This window comes from Enhydrobacter sp. (assembly GCF_030246845.1).
In the GTDB taxonomy this organism is placed as follows: domain Bacteria; phylum Pseudomonadota; class Alphaproteobacteria; order Reyranellales; family Reyranellaceae; genus Reyranella.
In genome coordinates, this window is the sequence record NZ_CP126889.1 from 2,150,082 (window position 1) to 2,166,159 (window position 16,078).

16 protein-coding genes are annotated in these 16,078 nt (G+C 67.8%); 6 read left to right on the forward strand and 10 right to left on the reverse strand.

Annotated elements, in window-relative coordinates; genetic code table 11:
* The first annotated feature begins 39 nt into the window (after nt 1-39).
* The gene (locus OJF58_RS10795; protein ID WP_300784188.1) at nt 40-1,320 is read left to right on the forward strand and encodes an ArgE/DapE family deacylase; all 1,281 of its coding nucleotides are present in this window, start codon (nt 40-42) and stop codon (nt 1,318-1,320) included.
* 170 nt (nt 1,321-1,490) lie between these two features.
* On the opposite strand, the gene OJF58_RS10800 is transcribed toward OJF58_RS10795, so the two are convergent.
* The 3 genes from OJF58_RS10800 to OJF58_RS10810 form a co-directional block, all read right to left on the reverse strand.
* Nucleotides 1,491-2,366 carry an EamA family transporter gene (locus tag OJF58_RS10800; protein WP_300784189.1) on the reverse strand — a complete coding sequence of 292 codons (876 nt, stop codon included), beginning with the start codon at nt 2,364-2,366 and terminating at the stop codon, nt 1,491-1,493.
* A 52-nt stretch (nt 2,367-2,418) separates the two neighbouring features.
* The gene (locus tag OJF58_RS10805; RefSeq protein WP_300784191.1) at nt 2,419-3,636 is read right to left on the reverse strand and encodes a tetratricopeptide repeat protein; all 1,218 of its coding nucleotides are present in this window, start codon (nt 3,634-3,636) and stop codon (nt 2,419-2,421) included.
* A 159-nt stretch (nt 3,637-3,795) separates the two neighbouring features.
* Nucleotides 3,796-3,999, reverse strand: a complete 204-nt coding sequence (locus OJF58_RS10810; RefSeq protein WP_300784193.1) for a DUF1127 domain-containing protein — start codon at nt 3,997-3,999, stop codon at nt 3,796-3,798.
* 126 nt (nt 4,000-4,125) lie between these two features.
* Between OJF58_RS10810 and OJF58_RS10815 the strand changes: the two genes are divergently transcribed.
* The 3 genes from OJF58_RS10815 (at nt 4,126) to OJF58_RS10825 (ending at nt 6,729) form a co-directional block, all read left to right on the forward strand.
* Nucleotides 4,126-5,028, forward strand: a complete 903-nt coding sequence (locus OJF58_RS10815) for a transcriptional regulator GcvA (protein WP_300784195.1) — start codon at nt 4,126-4,128, stop codon at nt 5,026-5,028.
* A gap of 164 nt (nt 5,029-5,192) precedes the next feature.
* On the forward strand, nt 5,193-6,275 hold the full coding sequence (locus OJF58_RS10820; RefSeq protein ID WP_300784198.1) for an LLM class flavin-dependent oxidoreductase: 1,083 nt from the start codon (nt 5,193-5,195) through the stop codon (nt 6,273-6,275).
* Between the two features lie 22 nt (nt 6,276-6,297).
* Nucleotides 6,298-6,729 carry a MarR family transcriptional regulator gene (locus tag OJF58_RS10825; protein ID WP_300784200.1) on the forward strand — a complete coding sequence of 144 codons (432 nt, stop codon included), beginning with the start codon at nt 6,298-6,300 and terminating at the stop codon, nt 6,727-6,729.
* A 75-nt stretch (nt 6,730-6,804) separates the two neighbouring features.
* Here the strand turns inward: OJF58_RS10825 and OJF58_RS10830 are convergent, their stop codons facing one another.
* The 5 genes from OJF58_RS10830 to OJF58_RS10850 form a co-directional block, all read right to left on the reverse strand.
* Complete coding sequence (locus OJF58_RS10830; protein WP_300784201.1) at nt 6,805-8,085, reverse strand: TRAP transporter large permease; 1,281 nt, start codon at nt 8,083-8,085, stop codon at nt 6,805-6,807.
* Nucleotides 8,086-8,091: 6 nt separating this feature from the next.
* Entirely contained in the window at nt 8,092-8,670 is a 579-nt protein-coding gene (locus OJF58_RS10835) for a TRAP transporter small permease (protein ID WP_300784203.1), read from the reverse strand.
* 64 nt (nt 8,671-8,734) lie between these two features.
* A complete protein-coding gene (dctP, locus tag OJF58_RS10840) occupies nt 8,735-9,751 on the reverse strand; it encodes a TRAP transporter substrate-binding protein DctP (protein ID WP_300784204.1) in 1,017 nt (338 codons plus the stop codon).
* Between the two features lie 127 nt (nt 9,752-9,878).
* On the reverse strand, nt 9,879-10,412 hold the full coding sequence (locus OJF58_RS10845) for an aspartate/glutamate racemase family protein (protein WP_300784205.1): 534 nt from the start codon (nt 10,410-10,412) through the stop codon (nt 9,879-9,881).
* A gap of 148 nt (nt 10,413-10,560) precedes the next feature.
* Nucleotides 10,561-11,454 carry a LysR family transcriptional regulator gene (locus OJF58_RS10850; protein WP_300784207.1) on the reverse strand — a complete coding sequence of 298 codons (894 nt, stop codon included), beginning with the start codon at nt 11,452-11,454 and terminating at the stop codon, nt 10,561-10,563.
* A 112-nt stretch (nt 11,455-11,566) separates the two neighbouring features.
* On the opposite strand from OJF58_RS10850, the gene OJF58_RS10855 reads away from it, so the two are divergent.
* Both OJF58_RS10855 and OJF58_RS10860 read left to right on the forward strand, forming a co-directional pair.
* Nucleotides 11,567-12,982 carry an FAD-binding protein gene (locus OJF58_RS10855; protein ID WP_300784208.1) on the forward strand — a complete coding sequence of 472 codons (1,416 nt, stop codon included), beginning with the start codon at nt 11,567-11,569 and terminating at the stop codon, nt 12,980-12,982.
* A gap of 110 nt (nt 12,983-13,092) precedes the next feature.
* On the forward strand, nt 13,093-13,878 hold the full coding sequence (locus OJF58_RS10860; RefSeq protein WP_300784209.1) for a DUF899 domain-containing protein: 786 nt from the start codon (nt 13,093-13,095) through the stop codon (nt 13,876-13,878).
* A gap of 1 nt (nt 13,879) precedes the next feature.
* On the opposite strand, the gene OJF58_RS10865 is transcribed toward OJF58_RS10860, so the two are convergent.
* Together OJF58_RS10865 and OJF58_RS10870 are read right to left on the reverse strand one after the other, a co-directional pair.
* The gene (locus OJF58_RS10865) at nt 13,880-14,737 is read right to left on the reverse strand and encodes an ABC transporter permease (RefSeq protein WP_300784210.1); all 858 of its coding nucleotides are present in this window, start codon (nt 14,735-14,737) and stop codon (nt 13,880-13,882) included.
* 299 nt (nt 14,738-15,036) lie between these two features.
* Nucleotides 15,037-16,077, reverse strand: a complete 1,041-nt coding sequence (locus OJF58_RS10870; RefSeq protein ID WP_300784212.1) for an extracellular solute-binding protein — start codon at nt 16,075-16,077, stop codon at nt 15,037-15,039.
* Nucleotide 16,078 lies beyond the last annotated feature (1 nt).

Consider the following 16,078-nt stretch of genomic DNA (forward strand, 5'->3'; position numbering starts at 1 on the left):
TAGGCGCTAAGGTCGCGGTCGCAGTTCCAGGAGTGCCCGATGCTCGATGCCGATGTGAAACGCCGGATCATGGACGAGGTCGATCGCCGCTTCGACGACCAGACGAAGGTGCTGGCGGATCTGGTGAAGATCCCGTCGACGCGCTTTCGCGAGGCGCCGGCGCAGGACATGATGGCGCGGCTGTTCAAGGAGGACGGGCTGAGTGTCGATCGCTGGCAGATCAGGATCGACGATCTCAAGCACCTGCCGGGCTACTCGCCGCACAGCCAGGACTATGACGATGCCTGGAACGTGGTCGGCGCGTGGCGGCCCGCCAATCCCAAGGGACGCTCGCTGATCCTCAACGGCCACATCGACGTGGTGCCCGAAGGCCCGCACGAGATGTGGGCGCGCAATCCGTTCGAGCCTGCGATCAAGGACGGCTGGATGTACGGCCGCGGCGCGGGCGACATGAAGGCCGGGCTCGTCCTCAATCTCTTCGCGTTGCGCGCTCTCAGGGCGCTCGGCTGGCAGCCGGCGGCCGACGTCTACCAGCAGTCGGTCGTCGAGGAGGAATGCACGGGCAACGGCGCGCTCGCATGCCTGCAGCGCGGCTATCGGGCCGACGCCGCGCTCATTCCCGAACCGTCGTCGGGCGCGCTCACGATCGCGCAGGTCGGCGTCATGTGGTTCCAGGTCAAAGTCACCGGCCATCCGGTGCATGTCTACAAGGCCGACGCCGGCTCGAACGCGATCGAGTCGGCTTATCGTCTGATCCAGCGGCTGCGCGAGCTCGAGAAGCAATGGAACGCGAAGAAGACGCACGACAAGCACTTCTGCGACCATCATCATCCGGTGAACTTCAATGTCGGCAAGATCGCCGGCGGCGACTGGGCGAGTTCCGTGCCCGCATGGTGCACCTTCGACATGCGCGTCGGGGTGCTGCCGTCGCAGACCCTCGCGGAATGCCGGCAGGAAATCGAGGACGTGATCCGGCAGGCGGCGGCGAACGATCCGTTCCTCGGCAACAATCCGCCGACGGTCACCTGGGAAGGCTTCCAGGCCGAGCCGTTCGTGCTGAGGAACCACGAGCAGGTGCGGGCCGTGCTGGCCGATGCCCACAAGGCCGTGTTCGGGTCGACGCTCGAGGACAAGACCTCCACCGGCACCGCCGACAACCGCTTTTTCGGCCTGTATGCCGGCATTCCGGCCCTGGTCTACGGACCGGAGTCGGACGACATCCATGGCTTCGACGAGCGGGTGAGCCTGGAGTCGGTCCGCAAGATCACCCAGGCGACGGCGCTCTTTATTGCGGAATGGTGCGGTCTTTCAAAGGAGTAGCTTGGAGGGCAATAAAATTTCCGCTATGGCGATGCGGATTGACGATACCTCGTCGGCTAGGGTAAATTAGTTCGCATTGGAACTGCATTCCGTGTGCCGGCTCGGCCGCTGCGGGATGCCCATTGGGGAGGTGAAAGCGGGGACGCGAGTCCTCGCTTTCCTTCTTTTGGTCACAGCTTTGTCACAAGCGGGCGGCGCGTCGAGGCGAGGACGCCGAGCGCCACCCCGCCCAGCACGACGATCACCCCCAGCAATCGCAGGCCACCCACCGGCTCGCCGACGAGCAGCGCGGCGAAGGTAAGAGCGCAGCACGGCACCAGCAACGAGATCGGCCCGACTCTGGCCGCGGGATATGTCCTGAGCAGCGTTCCCCAGATCCAGTAGCCGAACCACATCGCCGGCACGACCGTGTAGAAGAGCACCAGCCAGCCGCGCCAGGTTGGCGCCAGCAGGGGCGCGAGCGTGGGCCCGATACCGTCGGTGAGCGCGCCGGCCAGCAGAAGCGGCAGCGGCGGCAGGAGGCTCGCCCAGGCCGTGACCGCTATCACCGATGTGCCTCTGGCCTCGCGCAGGAAGAGATTGCCGACGGCCCAGCTCAGCGCCGAGAGCAGCGCGATGCCGACCGCGAGTACGCTCACCTTGCCTTCGACCGATCGGGCGATCACCAGCACACCGATCAACGCCACGCCGAGGCCGAGCCATTGGCCGGCGGCGGCCCGCTCGCGCAGGAACAGGGCCGCGATGACGACGGTCAACGGTCCCTGAAGCTGCACCAGGACGGAGGAGAGGCCGGGCGGCAATCCCGCCTGCATGGCGAAGAACAGGAACACGAACTGGCCGGTGAACAGGAACAGGCCGATGCCGGCCAATGCCTTCCACGAGATGTTCGGGCGCGGCAGGAACAGAACGGGCAATGCGCCGATCAGGAATCGCCATCCAGCGAAGGCGAGAGGCGTCATCTCGTCGAGCCCGAAACGGATGACCGTGAAGTTGAGGCCCCAGGTGGCGGCGATCACGAGGGCGGCGGCGATGTGAAGGGGGCGCAAGCTTTCTCCGCCTTTCGGCCCGCGCTTCTGCCGGCGGGGCCCGGCGATATGATCACTTGCCCAGATACGCCGCCAGCCCTTCCATCCGCTCTGCGTCCATCAGTTCCAGCTCGGCATACCACGCCGACTTGCCGGTGCGCGGTCCCCACAGCCAGTCGGCGTCCCGTCCCGCGTTCATGAGCGTCGGCACGCCGAGCGCGGCGGCGAGATGGGTGGGCCAAGCATCGTCGCCCACGACCAGCTTGCAGGAAGCGACCTGGTACGGGTCGCGCTCGATCACTAGGCCGGCAGGCGGCGTGCCGGCGGCGAACCAGCCGATCGCCGTGGCATCGGAATCGCGCGACCGCCGCAGAGCGATCGGCGATGGCAACGCTTCCGGACTCCAGTTCAGGAGATAAGGCAGGCTGCGCAAGGGTGCGGCGGCGACGAACCCGTCGAGCGGATCGCCGCGACGCACCGTCGGGACGTCGAGCCAGTCGGCAAGCGCCGCTGCGCACTGCACGACCGCATCGACGCCGCGCGCCAGCATCAGCGTGTCGCGCAGCGCGGCACCGCTCTCGATATCGTCCTGCTCGGGATAGATCAGCAACCGGCCGGGCAGCGGCTCGCCCTGCCAGCGCGGCAGGTCGGGCGCATAGCGCGCCCCGGGCAGCTCGAGCCGCGCCTCGTAGTCGGGCAGGCCGCGCAACCAGTCGCCCTGCCGCAGCAGGAGCTCGCCGCGCTTGAGCCGCAAGGCCGCGTCGTCGGGCCGGTTGGTCAGCGCCATGTCGAGGTCGGCGAGCGCGCCCATCCAGTCACCACGCGCCGCGAGCAGCCCGGCGCGCGCCGCCAGCGCGGGCATCAGCCGGTGGTCGATCGACAGCGCCTCGTCGTAGGCCTGTTGCGCCTCGTCGATCCGGCCCAGGGCTTCCAGCGCACGGCCCCTGTTGTGGGCGATCGCGGCGTCGCCCGGCTTCAATCGGCCGGCCCGATCCAGCGCGGCGAGTGCCGCCTCGTGCTGGCCCAGCGCCGTGAGGCAGCCGGCGAGATTGACCTGCGCTGCCGCATCGCGCGGCAGGAACTTCGCCGCGCGCTCCAGGGGCTCGCGCGCGTCGGCGAAGCGTCCGAGCTTCAGTCGCGCCTGACCGAGAAGATGCTGCGCCTGACCCGAATTGGGCCGCGCCTCCGCGACTTGCGCCAGCAAGGGCTCGGCAGCGGCGAAGTCGCCGCCGGCAGCACGCTGGATCGCATCGCGCGCCAGGCTCTGGATCTGGAGGTCGGAGAGAGGCACTCGCGGCCTCTAGCAAGCATGCGCCGGCGGCGTAAAGGAAAAGACGCGCAAAGAAAAAGCCGGCGGTCGACAGGGAGGCGAGAGTCGACCGCCGGCGAGGGTCCGGAGAGGGAAGGAGGCCTGGCAGGGTTGAAAGGCCTCCCGCTCCGGATCGGGAGATCAGGCGCGCCAGAACGGCTTGTTGGCCTCGAACTCGACGGCGTGCCGCGTGGTGCCGAGATCGCGGATGGTGCGGTCGTCGAGGCTCAGCAGCTCGCGACGTTCACGGCTGCGCCGCCGCCAGGTCGCGAAGATCTGCTGGAAGGCGGTGTAGGTGCCGGCGAGCGGCGCCTTGGAACTGTAGTGAAGAGAGATTTCGGCCATGGGACTTCTCCCCGAACATGCTGGAGGCCGATGTGAGCTTCGACGAGGGTCTTTACAAACAACGGTTTGTCCTATTTTGATTAATTTAACTCATGTGAAAGACATTCTTTTCCTAGGGGATTTGACATGAAGAGGACCTTGCCGCCGCTCAACGGCCTGCGGGCTTTCGAGGCGGCCGCCCGCCATATGAGCTTCACCGACGCGGCCGAGGAGCTGAGCGTCACCCAGGCTGCGATCAGCCATCAGGTGCGCGGGCTCGAGCAACGGCTCGGATTAAAATTGTTCGTGCGGAGAAACCGCTCCCTGCTGCTGTCCGAGGCGGGCCAGGCCTATCTGCCCTCGGTGCGGGCGGCGTTCGATCAGTTGAACGAGGCGACCGAGAAGCTCCTGCAGAAGGACCGCGGCGGGCATCTCACCGTGACCACGACGGCCTCGTTCGCCACCAAATGGCTGGTGCCGCGGCTGGCCGGCTTCCAGCGCGCCAATCCCGAGATCGATGTGCGCATCAGCACGAACGTCGGTCTCGTCGATTTCTCGCGCGAGGACGTCGATATCGGCATCCGCTATGGCCGCGGCCAGTGGCCCAATCTGGTGGCCGAGCGCCTGGTCGGCGAGGACGTGATGCCGGTTTGCGCGCCGTCGCTGCTGAAGGGCCCCAACGCGCTCAGGAAGCCGGCCGACCTCAAGCGCTTCACGCTCCTGCACACCGGCAGCTTTCCCGACGACTGGCAGGTCTGGCTGACGGCGGCGGGCGTGAAGGGCATCGACGCCTCGCGCGGCGTCACCTTCGACCTGCCGCTGGCGGCCTACCAGGCGGCAATGGACGGCCTCGGCGTCGCGCTCGGCCGCAACCCGCTGGTCACGCCCGACCTCAAGGCCGGCCGGCTGGTCGTGCCGTTCGAGTTCAAGATGGCGACCGAGCTCGCCTACTACGTAGTCTATCCGCCCGAGGCGATCCGGCGCCGCAAGATCAAGGCCTTCCGCGACTGGCTGATGCCGCTCGCCGAGATCGGCCCCAAGGCGGCTTAGGCCCGAGCGACGGTGTCATCCCGAGCGCAGCGGGCGATCTCTGGTTCGAGCGCCGCTGAAAGATCCCTCGCTCCGTTCGGGATGACAACACTGTGCCATTTATTTGCGTTTACAACTAAAAGCCGACGGCGCACCATGCGGGCAATCAACGGAAGAGGAAGCGCATGGACTTCGGCTATTTCACGCTGAGCGACAACCGCTACCCCGATAATCCGCGCACGCCCGAGGCCTTCCTGAAGGACATCTTCGCCGAGGCGCTCTACGCCGAGCAGATCGGCATGAACTCGGCCTGGGTGGGCGAGCATCATTTCAATCTCTTGGGCGTCAACGCCTCGCCATTGGCGCTGCTGGCGCAGCTCGCCGGTGCCACCAAGCGGCTGCGGCTCGCGCCCGCGGTGTCGCTTTTGCCGGTGCATCATCCGCTGCACGTCGCCGAGGAATGGGCGACGCTCGATCTCCTATCGGGCGGCCGCGTCGATTTCGCCGCCGGCCGCGGCTACGACCGCAAGGAGTACGCGCCCTTCCAGGCCCCGTTCGAGGACTCGGCGGAGCTGTTCGCCGAGGGGCTCGAGATCGTCTGGCGCGCCTGGACCGAGCCCGGCCGGTGGTCGCACAAGGGGAAATTCTACCAGTTCGAGGACATCGAGGTCCGGCCCAGGCCGGCGCAGCAGCCGCTCCGGCCCTACGTCGCCTGCTTCTCGCGGCCCTCGATGGAGCTCGCGGCCAGGAACGACTGGAACGTGATCTACGCGCCGTTCGCGGCGGCGATGGTGTACGGCTCGCTCGCCGACGCGGTGCGCGCCTATCGCGAGAGCTGCGAGCAGGGCTTCGGACGGCCGATGCGGCGCGCCATGTGCTCCTACTTCGTGCACATCGCCTCGACGCCCGAGGAGGAGCGCTACGGCCGTGAGGCGCTGGTGCGCTACTTCCAGGACGCGCTGGTCGCGGCCTTTCCGTCGTCGTCCGGCGAGAAGGTGCCGCCGACCTACAAGTACTTCGTCGAGATCGTGAACATCCTGCGCGACATGCGGCCGGAGAAGCTCACCGACAAGTCGATCCTGTGCGGCAGTCCGCAGCACATCATCGACACGCTGAAGCAGGTCGAGGCGGCCGGCATCGCCGAGGTGATCCTCTACTTCAACTACGGCCGCAAGCCGCATGCGCTGGTGAAGGACCAGATGGACCGCTTCATGCGCGAGGTGGCGCCGCATTTCCGCACCGCTGCGCCGCTGCGCGCGACGGCTTGACGGCCCTCGTCCGGCGCAGGCCATGGGCCCGCTCGACTCCTATCTGCCGTACCTCCTGAACCGCGCGGGCGTGCGCATCGCCACCGCCTTCGGCGAGGAGGTGCGGCCGCTCGGCGCCACCCTGCCGATGTGGCGGGTGCTGGCGGCACTTCGGGAGCGCGACGGCCGCCGCATGGGCGAGCTGTCGGCCACCACCTCGATCGAGGTCTCGACGCTCACGCGGCTGGTGGACCAGATGGAGCGGAAGGATCTCGTGGTCCGCCGGCGCGATCCCGAGGATGCGCGCGCCGTGGCGCTGCACGTGACGGCCACCGGCAAGCGACTGACTCGCCGCATCGTGCCGATCGCCCAACGCTACGAGAAGGTCGCCCTCAAGGGCTTCGCAGCGTCCGAAGCGGAGGCATTGCGGGCCGCGCTGCGCCGGCTCTACGTGAATATGGACGAGCTCTCATAGGAGCGCGCAACTTATGGACCGCGGGCTTCCAGCCCGCTCATGAGCGAGCCGGAGGCTCGCGGTCCAGAAGAATGATCAATGGCCGTAGATGAGCTGGGGCAGCCACATGGTGAGGGGCGGCCAGTAGGTGATGATCATCAGCACGATCAGCAGCAGGATCAGGAACGGCAGGATGCCGCGGATCACCTCGCCGATCGGCGCCGTCGAGATGGTCGCCAGCACGTAGAGATTGAGGCCGACCGGCGGATGGACCAGCGCGATCTCCATGTTGTGCGTGAAGATGATGGAAAAGTGCACCGGGTCGACGCCGAGCGGGATCAGCGCCGGCGCCAGCACCGGCAGCACCAGCAGCAGCGTCGCCACCACCTCGAGGAAGCAGCCCAGGACCAGCAGCAGCAGGTTGATTGCGAGCAGGAACTCCCAGGTCGTGAACTTGTGCTCCACGACCCATTTCACGAGCGCGGCCGGCACGCCCGAATCGGTCATCCAGTGGCCGAAGACGAGCGCCGTCGCCACGATCAGCATGATCGTGCCGGCGCTCTTCAGCGCGTCGGCGATCACCGACAGCGACTGCGTCCAGTGGAAGCCGCGGTAGAAGACCAGGCTGATGAACATCGAAACGGCCGCGGCGATGGCAGCCGCCTCGGTCACGGTGACGATGCCGCCATAGATGCCGAACAGCACGATCGCCGGCACCGCGAGCGCCGGCAGCGCGCGCACGGTGACCTTCCAGCGGACGGCCATCGGCATCGGCGGCTCGATCGGGAAGTTGTTGCGCCGCGCCGTGTACCAGACCCAGCCGAAGAAGGCGGCGGCCTGCAGCAGGCCCGGCAGGATGCCGGCGAGGAACAGCCGCGGCACCGACTGCTCGGCCACGATGCCGTAGAGGATCAGCGCCAGGCTGGGCGGGATCACGATGCCGATGGTGCCCGAGGCGCCGATCACGCCGAGCGCGAAGGAGCGCGGATAGCCCTTCTCCAGCATGGCCGGCAGCAGGATCGTGCCCATGGCGAGCGCGGTGGCGACCGAGGAGCCGCAGATCGCGGCGAACAGCGTGCAGGAGACGACCGTCACCAGCCCCAGCGAGCCGCGCACGCCGCCGATCCAGGCGGTGCAGAGATCGACCAGCGCCTTGGCGACGCCGCCCTGGCGCATGAAGGCCGCCGCCATCACGAACAGCGGCAGCGACATCAGGGTCGAGGAGTTGAGCGAATCGATCACGACCTGGGCCGCGCCGATCAGCGGCTGGTCGGAGAAGAGGTAGAGGACGGCGGCGCAGGCGCCCAGCACCAGGAAGATCGGCATGCCCGAGGCGAGCAGGCCGAAGAACATCACGAAAAAAAGGGTCGCCCACATCGGCGGTCAGTCCGTCGTCGCCGACCTGGCGTCGCCGCCGGCCGGCGCCATCAGGTCGTGCTCCGCCGTATGGCCCACCGTCATGGTCGCCGGGTCGAAGCGGAAGAGATAGCGGTAGAGCCGAATGGCGTAGCGCGCTGTCATCAGCAGGCCGCCCGCCGGCAGCGAGGCGTAGTAGATCCACATCGGAAAGGCGAAGTCCGAGGCGCTGTGCTCGTCGAGCAGCCAGGACGTCTCGGCGATGCTGAAGCCGTACCACGCCATGCCGATGCAGAAGACGAGCGCCACCAGGCAGTTGAAGGTCTCCATCCAGCGCTGGCCGTTCGGTCCGGCGAGACGCAGCACGAGGTCCGGGCGCACGTGCCCGTCGGTGCGCACGAGCTGGCTCGAGATGATCATCACGCCCCACACCACGAGGTAGACGATCACCTCCTCGGCCCAGCTTATGGCGTAGGCGGGGAAGAAGTAGCGCCCCACGACCTGGACGACGCCGACGATCATCGCGACCGCGCCGAGCAAACCCACCAGGGTCCGCTCGACGCGGTCCCACAACGTGTCGCCGCGGTTCACTGAAGATGGCGCCACTGGAGTGGCGCGCTCCCCTGAGCGCGCTCATCGGAGCGCGCAACTCCAGTTGCGCTCATGCAGCCTAGCCGATCGCTTCCTTGACGAGCTTCACGACCTCGGGCGAGAGCTTGGCGTCCTTGATGAGCGCATCGATGTCGCCCATCATCGCCTTGCGCGTCGCCGCCAGCTCGTCGGCGGCTGGGTCGGTGAACTTGACGCCGTGCGATTCCATGATCTTGCGGCCGTTGAGCTGCGAGGCGGCGGCGTTCTTGCGGTACTCGCCGATGTGATCGGCCCACAGGTCGGTCATCAGCTTCTGCTGCGCGGGCTTCAGCTTGGCCCAGGTGGCGTTGCCGATCTGCGGCATGTACTGGCCCATGAACTGGTGGTCGGCATAGGAGTATTTGACCCCGGCCTCCCACAGCTTGGCCGAGTTGCAGCTCTCGTCGGTGCTGACGAAGGCGTCGAACGTGCCCTGGCTCAGCGCCAGCGGCACGTTGGGCCATGCCGTGGTGTTGGCGATGCCGCCGGCGAACTTGATGCGCCAGGAGATGCCGGCGCCGCCGGGGCTGCGGATCTTGAGGCCCTTCAGGTCGGCGAAATGGTTGAGCGGCGTCTTGGTGCTGTACCAGTTCTGATAGCCGAGATCGATCCACGGCCCCAGCATGTGCGTCCTGAGCTTGGTGGTGACCTGCTTGCCGACATAGGCGCCGGGCTTGCCGTCGGTCGCCTTGTGGGTGACCTCCGACGACTGGCCGTAGAAATAGGGCAATTGCACCATGTCGCAGTCCGGCACCAGGCCGGTCAGCACCCAGGCGCCGGGCGCCGCCATCTCGACCTGCCCCTGCAGCAGCGCCTTGGAGACGTGCAGGTCGGCGAAGAGCTGGCCGGAATGGAACACCTCGCCGACGATCTCGCCGTTGGAGGCCTTGGCCAGCTTCTCGAAGTAGTCGACGATCGCCTGGTTGCGCGGATGACTCGGCGCGGTGTCCAGCGAGCAGCGGATCTTGAACGGCTCGGCCGCGCGCAGGACGGCTGGCGAGACGAGCGTGGCGGTTGCAGCGCCAAAGAAAACGCGGCGCGAAAAGCGACGGGACATCGACGTTCCTCCTGTTGCGATCACTCTTCTTGCTGGACGATCGCGGTCACCGATAGGGGGCGCACTTTAGGGACCTGCACGGCCTGCGTTGAAGGCCAAATGTCGCATCGAAGGGTTGCGTGTGCAGTCATGCTGCAGTCGACCGGGCGAAGATCGCGTCGACATGGAGCTCGGCGCAGTCGATGACGCGGAAGCCCGGCGTCTCGCCGGCGAAGGCCAGGAAGAGGTCGGTGCCGCCCAGCAGGATCGCCTCGACGTCGTGCTGGCGGCGGAGCTCGTGTCCGGCCCGGAAGAAGATGTGCCGCTGCCGCTCGGTCACGCGGCCGGCATTGGCCATCTCGACGTACGCGCTGTGCACCTCTTCCATCGCCTCGCCCGCGGGCGCCACGATCTCGGCGGCGCGGACACCGCCATAGAGCCGGCTCTCCATGACGGTGCGCGTGCCCAGGATGCCGAGGCGCTTGACGCCGAGCCGGCCGAGGGCGGCATCGATCCCGGGAATGGCATCGAGGATCGGCAGCGGCGAGATCGCTTCGAGCTCGCGCACGCAGAAGTGACCGCCCATCGAGGTGATGGCCGCCGCCGCGGCGCCGGCCGCCTTCAGCCGACGCACCAGCCGCTCGAAGATTTCGGCCTGCCGCGCAGGATCCCCGTTCGCCATGTTGCGCGACATCTCGCGCGTCGGCATGGACGATGGTGAGTTCGAGCGGGACGCCGGCGGCCCTGTGCCGTTCGATCAGCCCGCGATGATAGAAGTCGGTCGCCGCCGGCCCGATGCCGCCGATCAGTCCGATATGCATGTGCTCCTCTCAAAGCCGGCCGTGACGCACCTTTGCCGCAAGGAGATCGGCGAACAGCCGCACTTTCAAGGCCGGCTGCCGGGTTGCCGGCCAGACGGCATGGATCGGGATCCGCGTCGACTCGAATTGCTCGAGCACGACCTCGAGATCGCCGCGCTCGATCGGGGCGCGGACCTGCCAGAGCGGCGTGAGGCCGAGCCCGAGCCCGGCCGCCGTCGCAGCATGGATCGCCGGCATGCTGTTGGTGCGGAAGCGACCGCCGACCCGAACGAGCCGACGACGCCCGTTGATGCGGAACGGCCACGAGGCTTCCTCGCCGTCGAGCACGCGCACGATGCAGTCGTGGTCCGCCAGGTCGTCGGGATGGGCCGGGCGGCCGCGGTGCGCGAAATAGGTCGGCGCGCCGACGATGCCGACCCGCAACTCGCCCAGCTTGCGTGCCTGCATGCCGGAGTCGGGCAGCTCGCGGATCCGAACGGCGAGGTCGAGCCCTTGGGCGAAGAAATCCACCGGCCGGTCGGAGGCCTGCAGCTCGACCTCGATGCGCGGATGGCGTTCCATGAAGTCGCGCACCGCCGGAACGACGAAGGCGGTGGCGAACGCCGCCGGTGCGCCGACCTTCAGGAGGCCGGACGGCTCGGCTTGCCGGTTCGCAGTCTCGAGCCTTGCCTCGTGGATGTCGGCGAGCGCCGGCTTGACCCGCCGGTAGAAGGCCTGCCCGGCCTCGGTGGGCCCCGACTGGCGCGTCGTGCGGCGCACGAGCTGGACCTCCAGATCCTGCTCGAGCGCCGAGAGCGAGCGGCCGACCGACTGGACCGAGCGGCGCAGGTGACGCGCGGCAGCGGTCTGCCCGCCCTTCTCGATGATCGCCACGAAGGCGTCGAGGTCGTCGATGCGGATCATCAAATCTGTCCGATTTCCGGAAGACTGTATCACGATCGGCACGGATTGCCTCGCACAACGATGAAATTTACCTACGACGGGAGAGCGAAGTGGTCGGCTAGGGAGGGCCGTCATGGCAGCCAATCGCCGAAGCGTCCTGCTCACCGGCATGGCGGCGACCGCCGCCCAGGCGGCCGCGGCGCGCGCGGACAGCATTCCATCGGCACTCGAGAGACGGGTCCGCTGCGATGAGCCGGCACGCAGCGCGGCGGCAGACGATTTCGGGCACATCGTCCACGAACGGCCGACCTGGATCCTGCAGCCACGATCATCGGGCGATGTCGCGGCAGCGATCCGCTGGGCCTCGCAACAAGGCCTCCGCTTCGCGGCCCAGGGACGACGGCATTCGGTCTATGGCCGGGCCATGGCGCGCGACGGCATCGTGGCGGAGATGTCGCGGCTGCGGACGATCCACGGCCTGCAGGGCGACCGGGTCGTCGTCGAGGCCGGCGCGACCTGGCGCGAGGTGCTCGCCGCGACCCTGCCGCACGGACTCGCCCCGCCGGTGGTCACCGACTATCTCGGACTCTCGATCGGCGGCACGCTCGTTGTCGGCGGGGTCGGCAGCGGGACACGACGCCATGGCTTGCAGAGCGACAACGTGCTGGAGATGGACGTGGTCACCGGGACCGGGCACGAGGTCACCTGCTCGGCGCGGAACCAGGCCGAGCTGTTCGACGCGGTCCGCGCCGGGCTCGGCCAGGTCGCCGTCGTCATCCGGGCCACGCTGAGGCTCGTCCCGGCGCCGCGGCAGGTGCGCCGGTATCTGCTGTTCTACGCGAATCTCGCGAGCATGCTGCGCGAGCAGCGCCTGCTGGCCGCCGATGGTCGGTTCGACGACGCGACGGGTGCGATCCTCGCCAGGCCGGACGGCGGCTGGCAATTCCGGCTCGACGCCGCCCGGCATCTCGCGGATCCCGCCGGGCACGACGACGAAGCGGTGCTGGCCGGCCTGTCCGACGACCGCTCACGGCGGCAGGCCGCGACGCTGTCGTATTTCGATTACCTCGATCGGCTCTCCCAGCTCGAGACGCTGCTGCGCGGCAACGGCCAGTGGTTCCTGCCGCATCCCTGGCTGATGACGTTCGTCGGCGATGCCGGGGTGGAGGCGGTCGTCGGTGATGCCCTGGCCAGGCTGGCGCCGGCGGATCTCGGACCGCACGGCCAGGTCTCGCTCTCTGCCATCCCGCGCCGATCGATCACGAGCCCGCTGGCGCGGCTGCCGGCGGACGACCTCTGCTACGCCTTCAACCTGGTCCGCATTCCGGCGACCGACGACGCTCGCGAGATCGCCCGGCTCGTCGAGGACAATCGCGCCTTTTACGGCTGGATCCGCGAAGCGGGCGGCACACTCTATCCGGTGAGCGCATTGCCGATGACAGGCGACGACTGGCGGCGCCATTTCGGGCCGGCCTTCGACCGGCTGAGCGCCGCGAAACGCCGGTTCGATCCGGCCAGCCTGCTCGCACCGGGCTACCCGATTTTCTAGAGCCTGACGGCTTTGCGCCCTCCGCGGCGAATCCCGCCATACTTGTAACTCTCGCCTTCCCGGCTTTCGGCGCATCTCTATCGGGCAACAACCCCGATGAGGAGGATGCCATGAGCACGAGGATTGCCGAACGGACCGATCGCCCGACGCCCCATCCGGTCGTGAGCCGGGAGCACTGGCTTGCCGCGCGCAAGGCGCTTCTGGCCCGTGAGAAGGAGCTGACACGGCTCGGCGACCAGATCGCGCGCGAACGCCGCGCGCTGCCCTGGGTACGGATGGCGAAGACCTATCTCTTCGACACGCCCGGCGGGCCCCGTCCGCTCGCCGATCTGTTCGACGGCCACCGCCAGCTCCTGATGCAGCATTTCATGCTGGCGCCGGGATGGGAGCAGGGCTGCAAGAGCTGCTCCTACATGGCGGACCATACCGATCCCGCCCTCGTTCACCTGGCAGCGCGCGATACGGCCTTCGTCGCGGTCTCGTGTGCGCCGCTGGCCGAGATCGAGCGCTTCCGCAAGCGCATGGGCTGGCAGTTCAGGTGGGTGTCCTCGCACGGCACCGACTTCAACCGCGATTTCGGCGTCAGCTTCACGGCCGACGAGATCGCCCGCGGCGAGGCCGACTACAATTTCGGCGGCACGCCGCCGGGCGAGGAGATGCCCGGCGTCAGCGCCTTCTACAAGGACGACACGGGCGAGGTCTTCCACACCTACTCGACGTACGGCCGCGGCGTGGAGGTGATGATGCACACCTACCGGCTGCTCGACCTCACCGCCAAGGGCCGCGACGAGGACGCGCTGGATTTCACCATGGCGTGGGTACGCCATCACGACCGCTACGGGAACGCGCCGGCCGCCAACCCCGCGACCGCAGCCACCTCATGCTGTGGCCGGTGACCTAACTTCGGGTCCGGCGCTGGATCAGGAGGTTGGCCGCGACGGTCAGGGTGAGCGTCACGGCCATCAGGACGAAGGCGATGGCGCCGCCGAACGGCCAGTTCGCCTGCTGGGTAAAGGTGTTGTAGACCAGCGGCGCCATCATCTTGAACACCGGGCCGCCCAGCAGGTAGGGCGTGGCGTAGGCGTTCATGCAGAGGATGAAGGTGAGGATCGTGCCGGCCAGCACGCCGGGCAGCGCGAGCGGCCACAGCACGCGGCGGAACATGGCGAGGGGCGGCGCGCCGAGGCTGAAGGCAGCCTCCTCGACCGCGCGGTCGACGCCCTCGATGACGCTCTGCAGCGACAGCACCATGAACGGCAGCGTGACGGCAATGATGCCGATGATCACCGCCTTCTCGGTGAACATGATCTCGATCGGCCGGTCGGTCAGGCCGAGCCAGGCGAGGCCGACATTGACGAAGCCCTTGTTGCCGAAGATCACCATCCAGCCCGCCGCGCGCACCGCGTTGCCGACGAACAGCGGCAGGACGATGGCGATGATCAGCAGGTGCTTGAAGCGGCTCTGCGTGCGCGCCACGACATAGGCCAGCGGAAAGCCCAGCACCAGGCAGACCGCCGTCGAGAGCAGCGCCACCTCGACCGTGGTCGCGAGCGCGGAGGTGTAGTAGGGGTCGGTGAAGAAGCGCAGGTAGTTCGCGGGCGTGAGCGCCGCGATCATCGTCTTCGTCGCCTTGTCGAAATCGTTCAGGCTGTAGCGGAACAGGATGGCGAGCGGCCCGAACAGGCTCACCGCGACGAAGATCGTCGCCGGTCCGATCAGCGCCGCCGCCGTGAGACCTTCCCGCCGCGTCGTCATGGCTCGATCACCGCCCCTGTGTGCATTGCCGACTCAACGGAACGCGCCGCCGACAGGAGACAAGTCACGCGGTCCAGCCGTTTCCGTGTCATCCCGAGCGCAGCGAGGGATCTTTGGCTGGTGTCGATCAAGGATCCCTCGCTCGCTGCGCTCGGGATGACACCCATTTTGCCGCAGGCAGCGCAGTGTCACGCCCAAGCGCGGCATGGCCGGTGAACTCCAGGGGCGCTCATCGAGCGTCGGCGGCGAAGAAGGCGCAACTCGAGTTGCGCGCTCCGATGACGGGCAAGCTCAATCGTCTAGGCCTTGAAGGTCTTGTTCCACCATTCCTGGAAGGCGACGTCGTTCTTGGCGAGATAGCCGTAGTCGAGATCGACCAGCCGCTTCTGCTCCTCGGGCGTGAAGCCGATCCGCTTCTGCACCTCGGGCGGAACGTGCGCGTTGGTCACGGTCGGGTTGTAGCCCATGTCGACCGCGAAGGCCTCCTGCGCCGAGGGCGCCAGCATGGCGTCGAGATAGGCGTAGGCGCCTTCCTTGTCGGGCGCGTTCTTCGGCATGGCGAAGCCGGAGATGTACATCGGCACGCCTTCCTTGGCCGCCACCGTCTCGATGTTGATGCCGGCGTTCTGCCACTGCACGGCGCGCGCCTTCCACATGATGCCGACGGCGATCTCCTCGGTCTTCATCGCCTGGGCGAACGCCTCGTTGCTGGGATAGATGCGCGCGCCGGCCTTCCGGCAGGCGATCAGGCGCGCCTTGCCGGGCTCGATGTTGGAGGGCGAGCCGCCCGAGGCCATGCCGGCGGCGACCAGCGTGTACTGGTACTGGATGTCGATGATGCCGAGCTTGTCGCCCATCTTGGGATCGAGCGTCTCGGCGAAGCTCTCGGGCGGCGTCTTGATGATGCGCGGATTGTAGAGGATCACCTTGCCCGAATAGATCTGGCCGATGCCGTAGGGATACTTCATCGCCGGGATGAGGTTCTTGGCGTTGGGGATCTTCGAGTAGTCGAGCTGCTCGACCAGCCCCTGCTGGTTGACGTCGTACATGTTGGCGGCCGACAGGCCCTGGATGTCGGTGCTGCCGCGGCGCAGCGACTTCTCGGCCAGCATCTTGGCGCGGCGCGGCGGATCGTTGGCCTCGTCCTTGATCACCTCCCAGCCCTTGGGCTCGAGCAGCGGCTTCTCGATGTTCTTGGCCAGCAGCCGCGAATAATCGCCGCCCCAGGTGCCGACGATGATGCGCTTGCTCTCGGCGCGCGCGGGCAGGGCCGCGCCGGCGGCCAGCGCGGCCGCCCCTCCCAGCAGGCTGCGGCGGCGGAGCGTGAAACGGTCGGACATG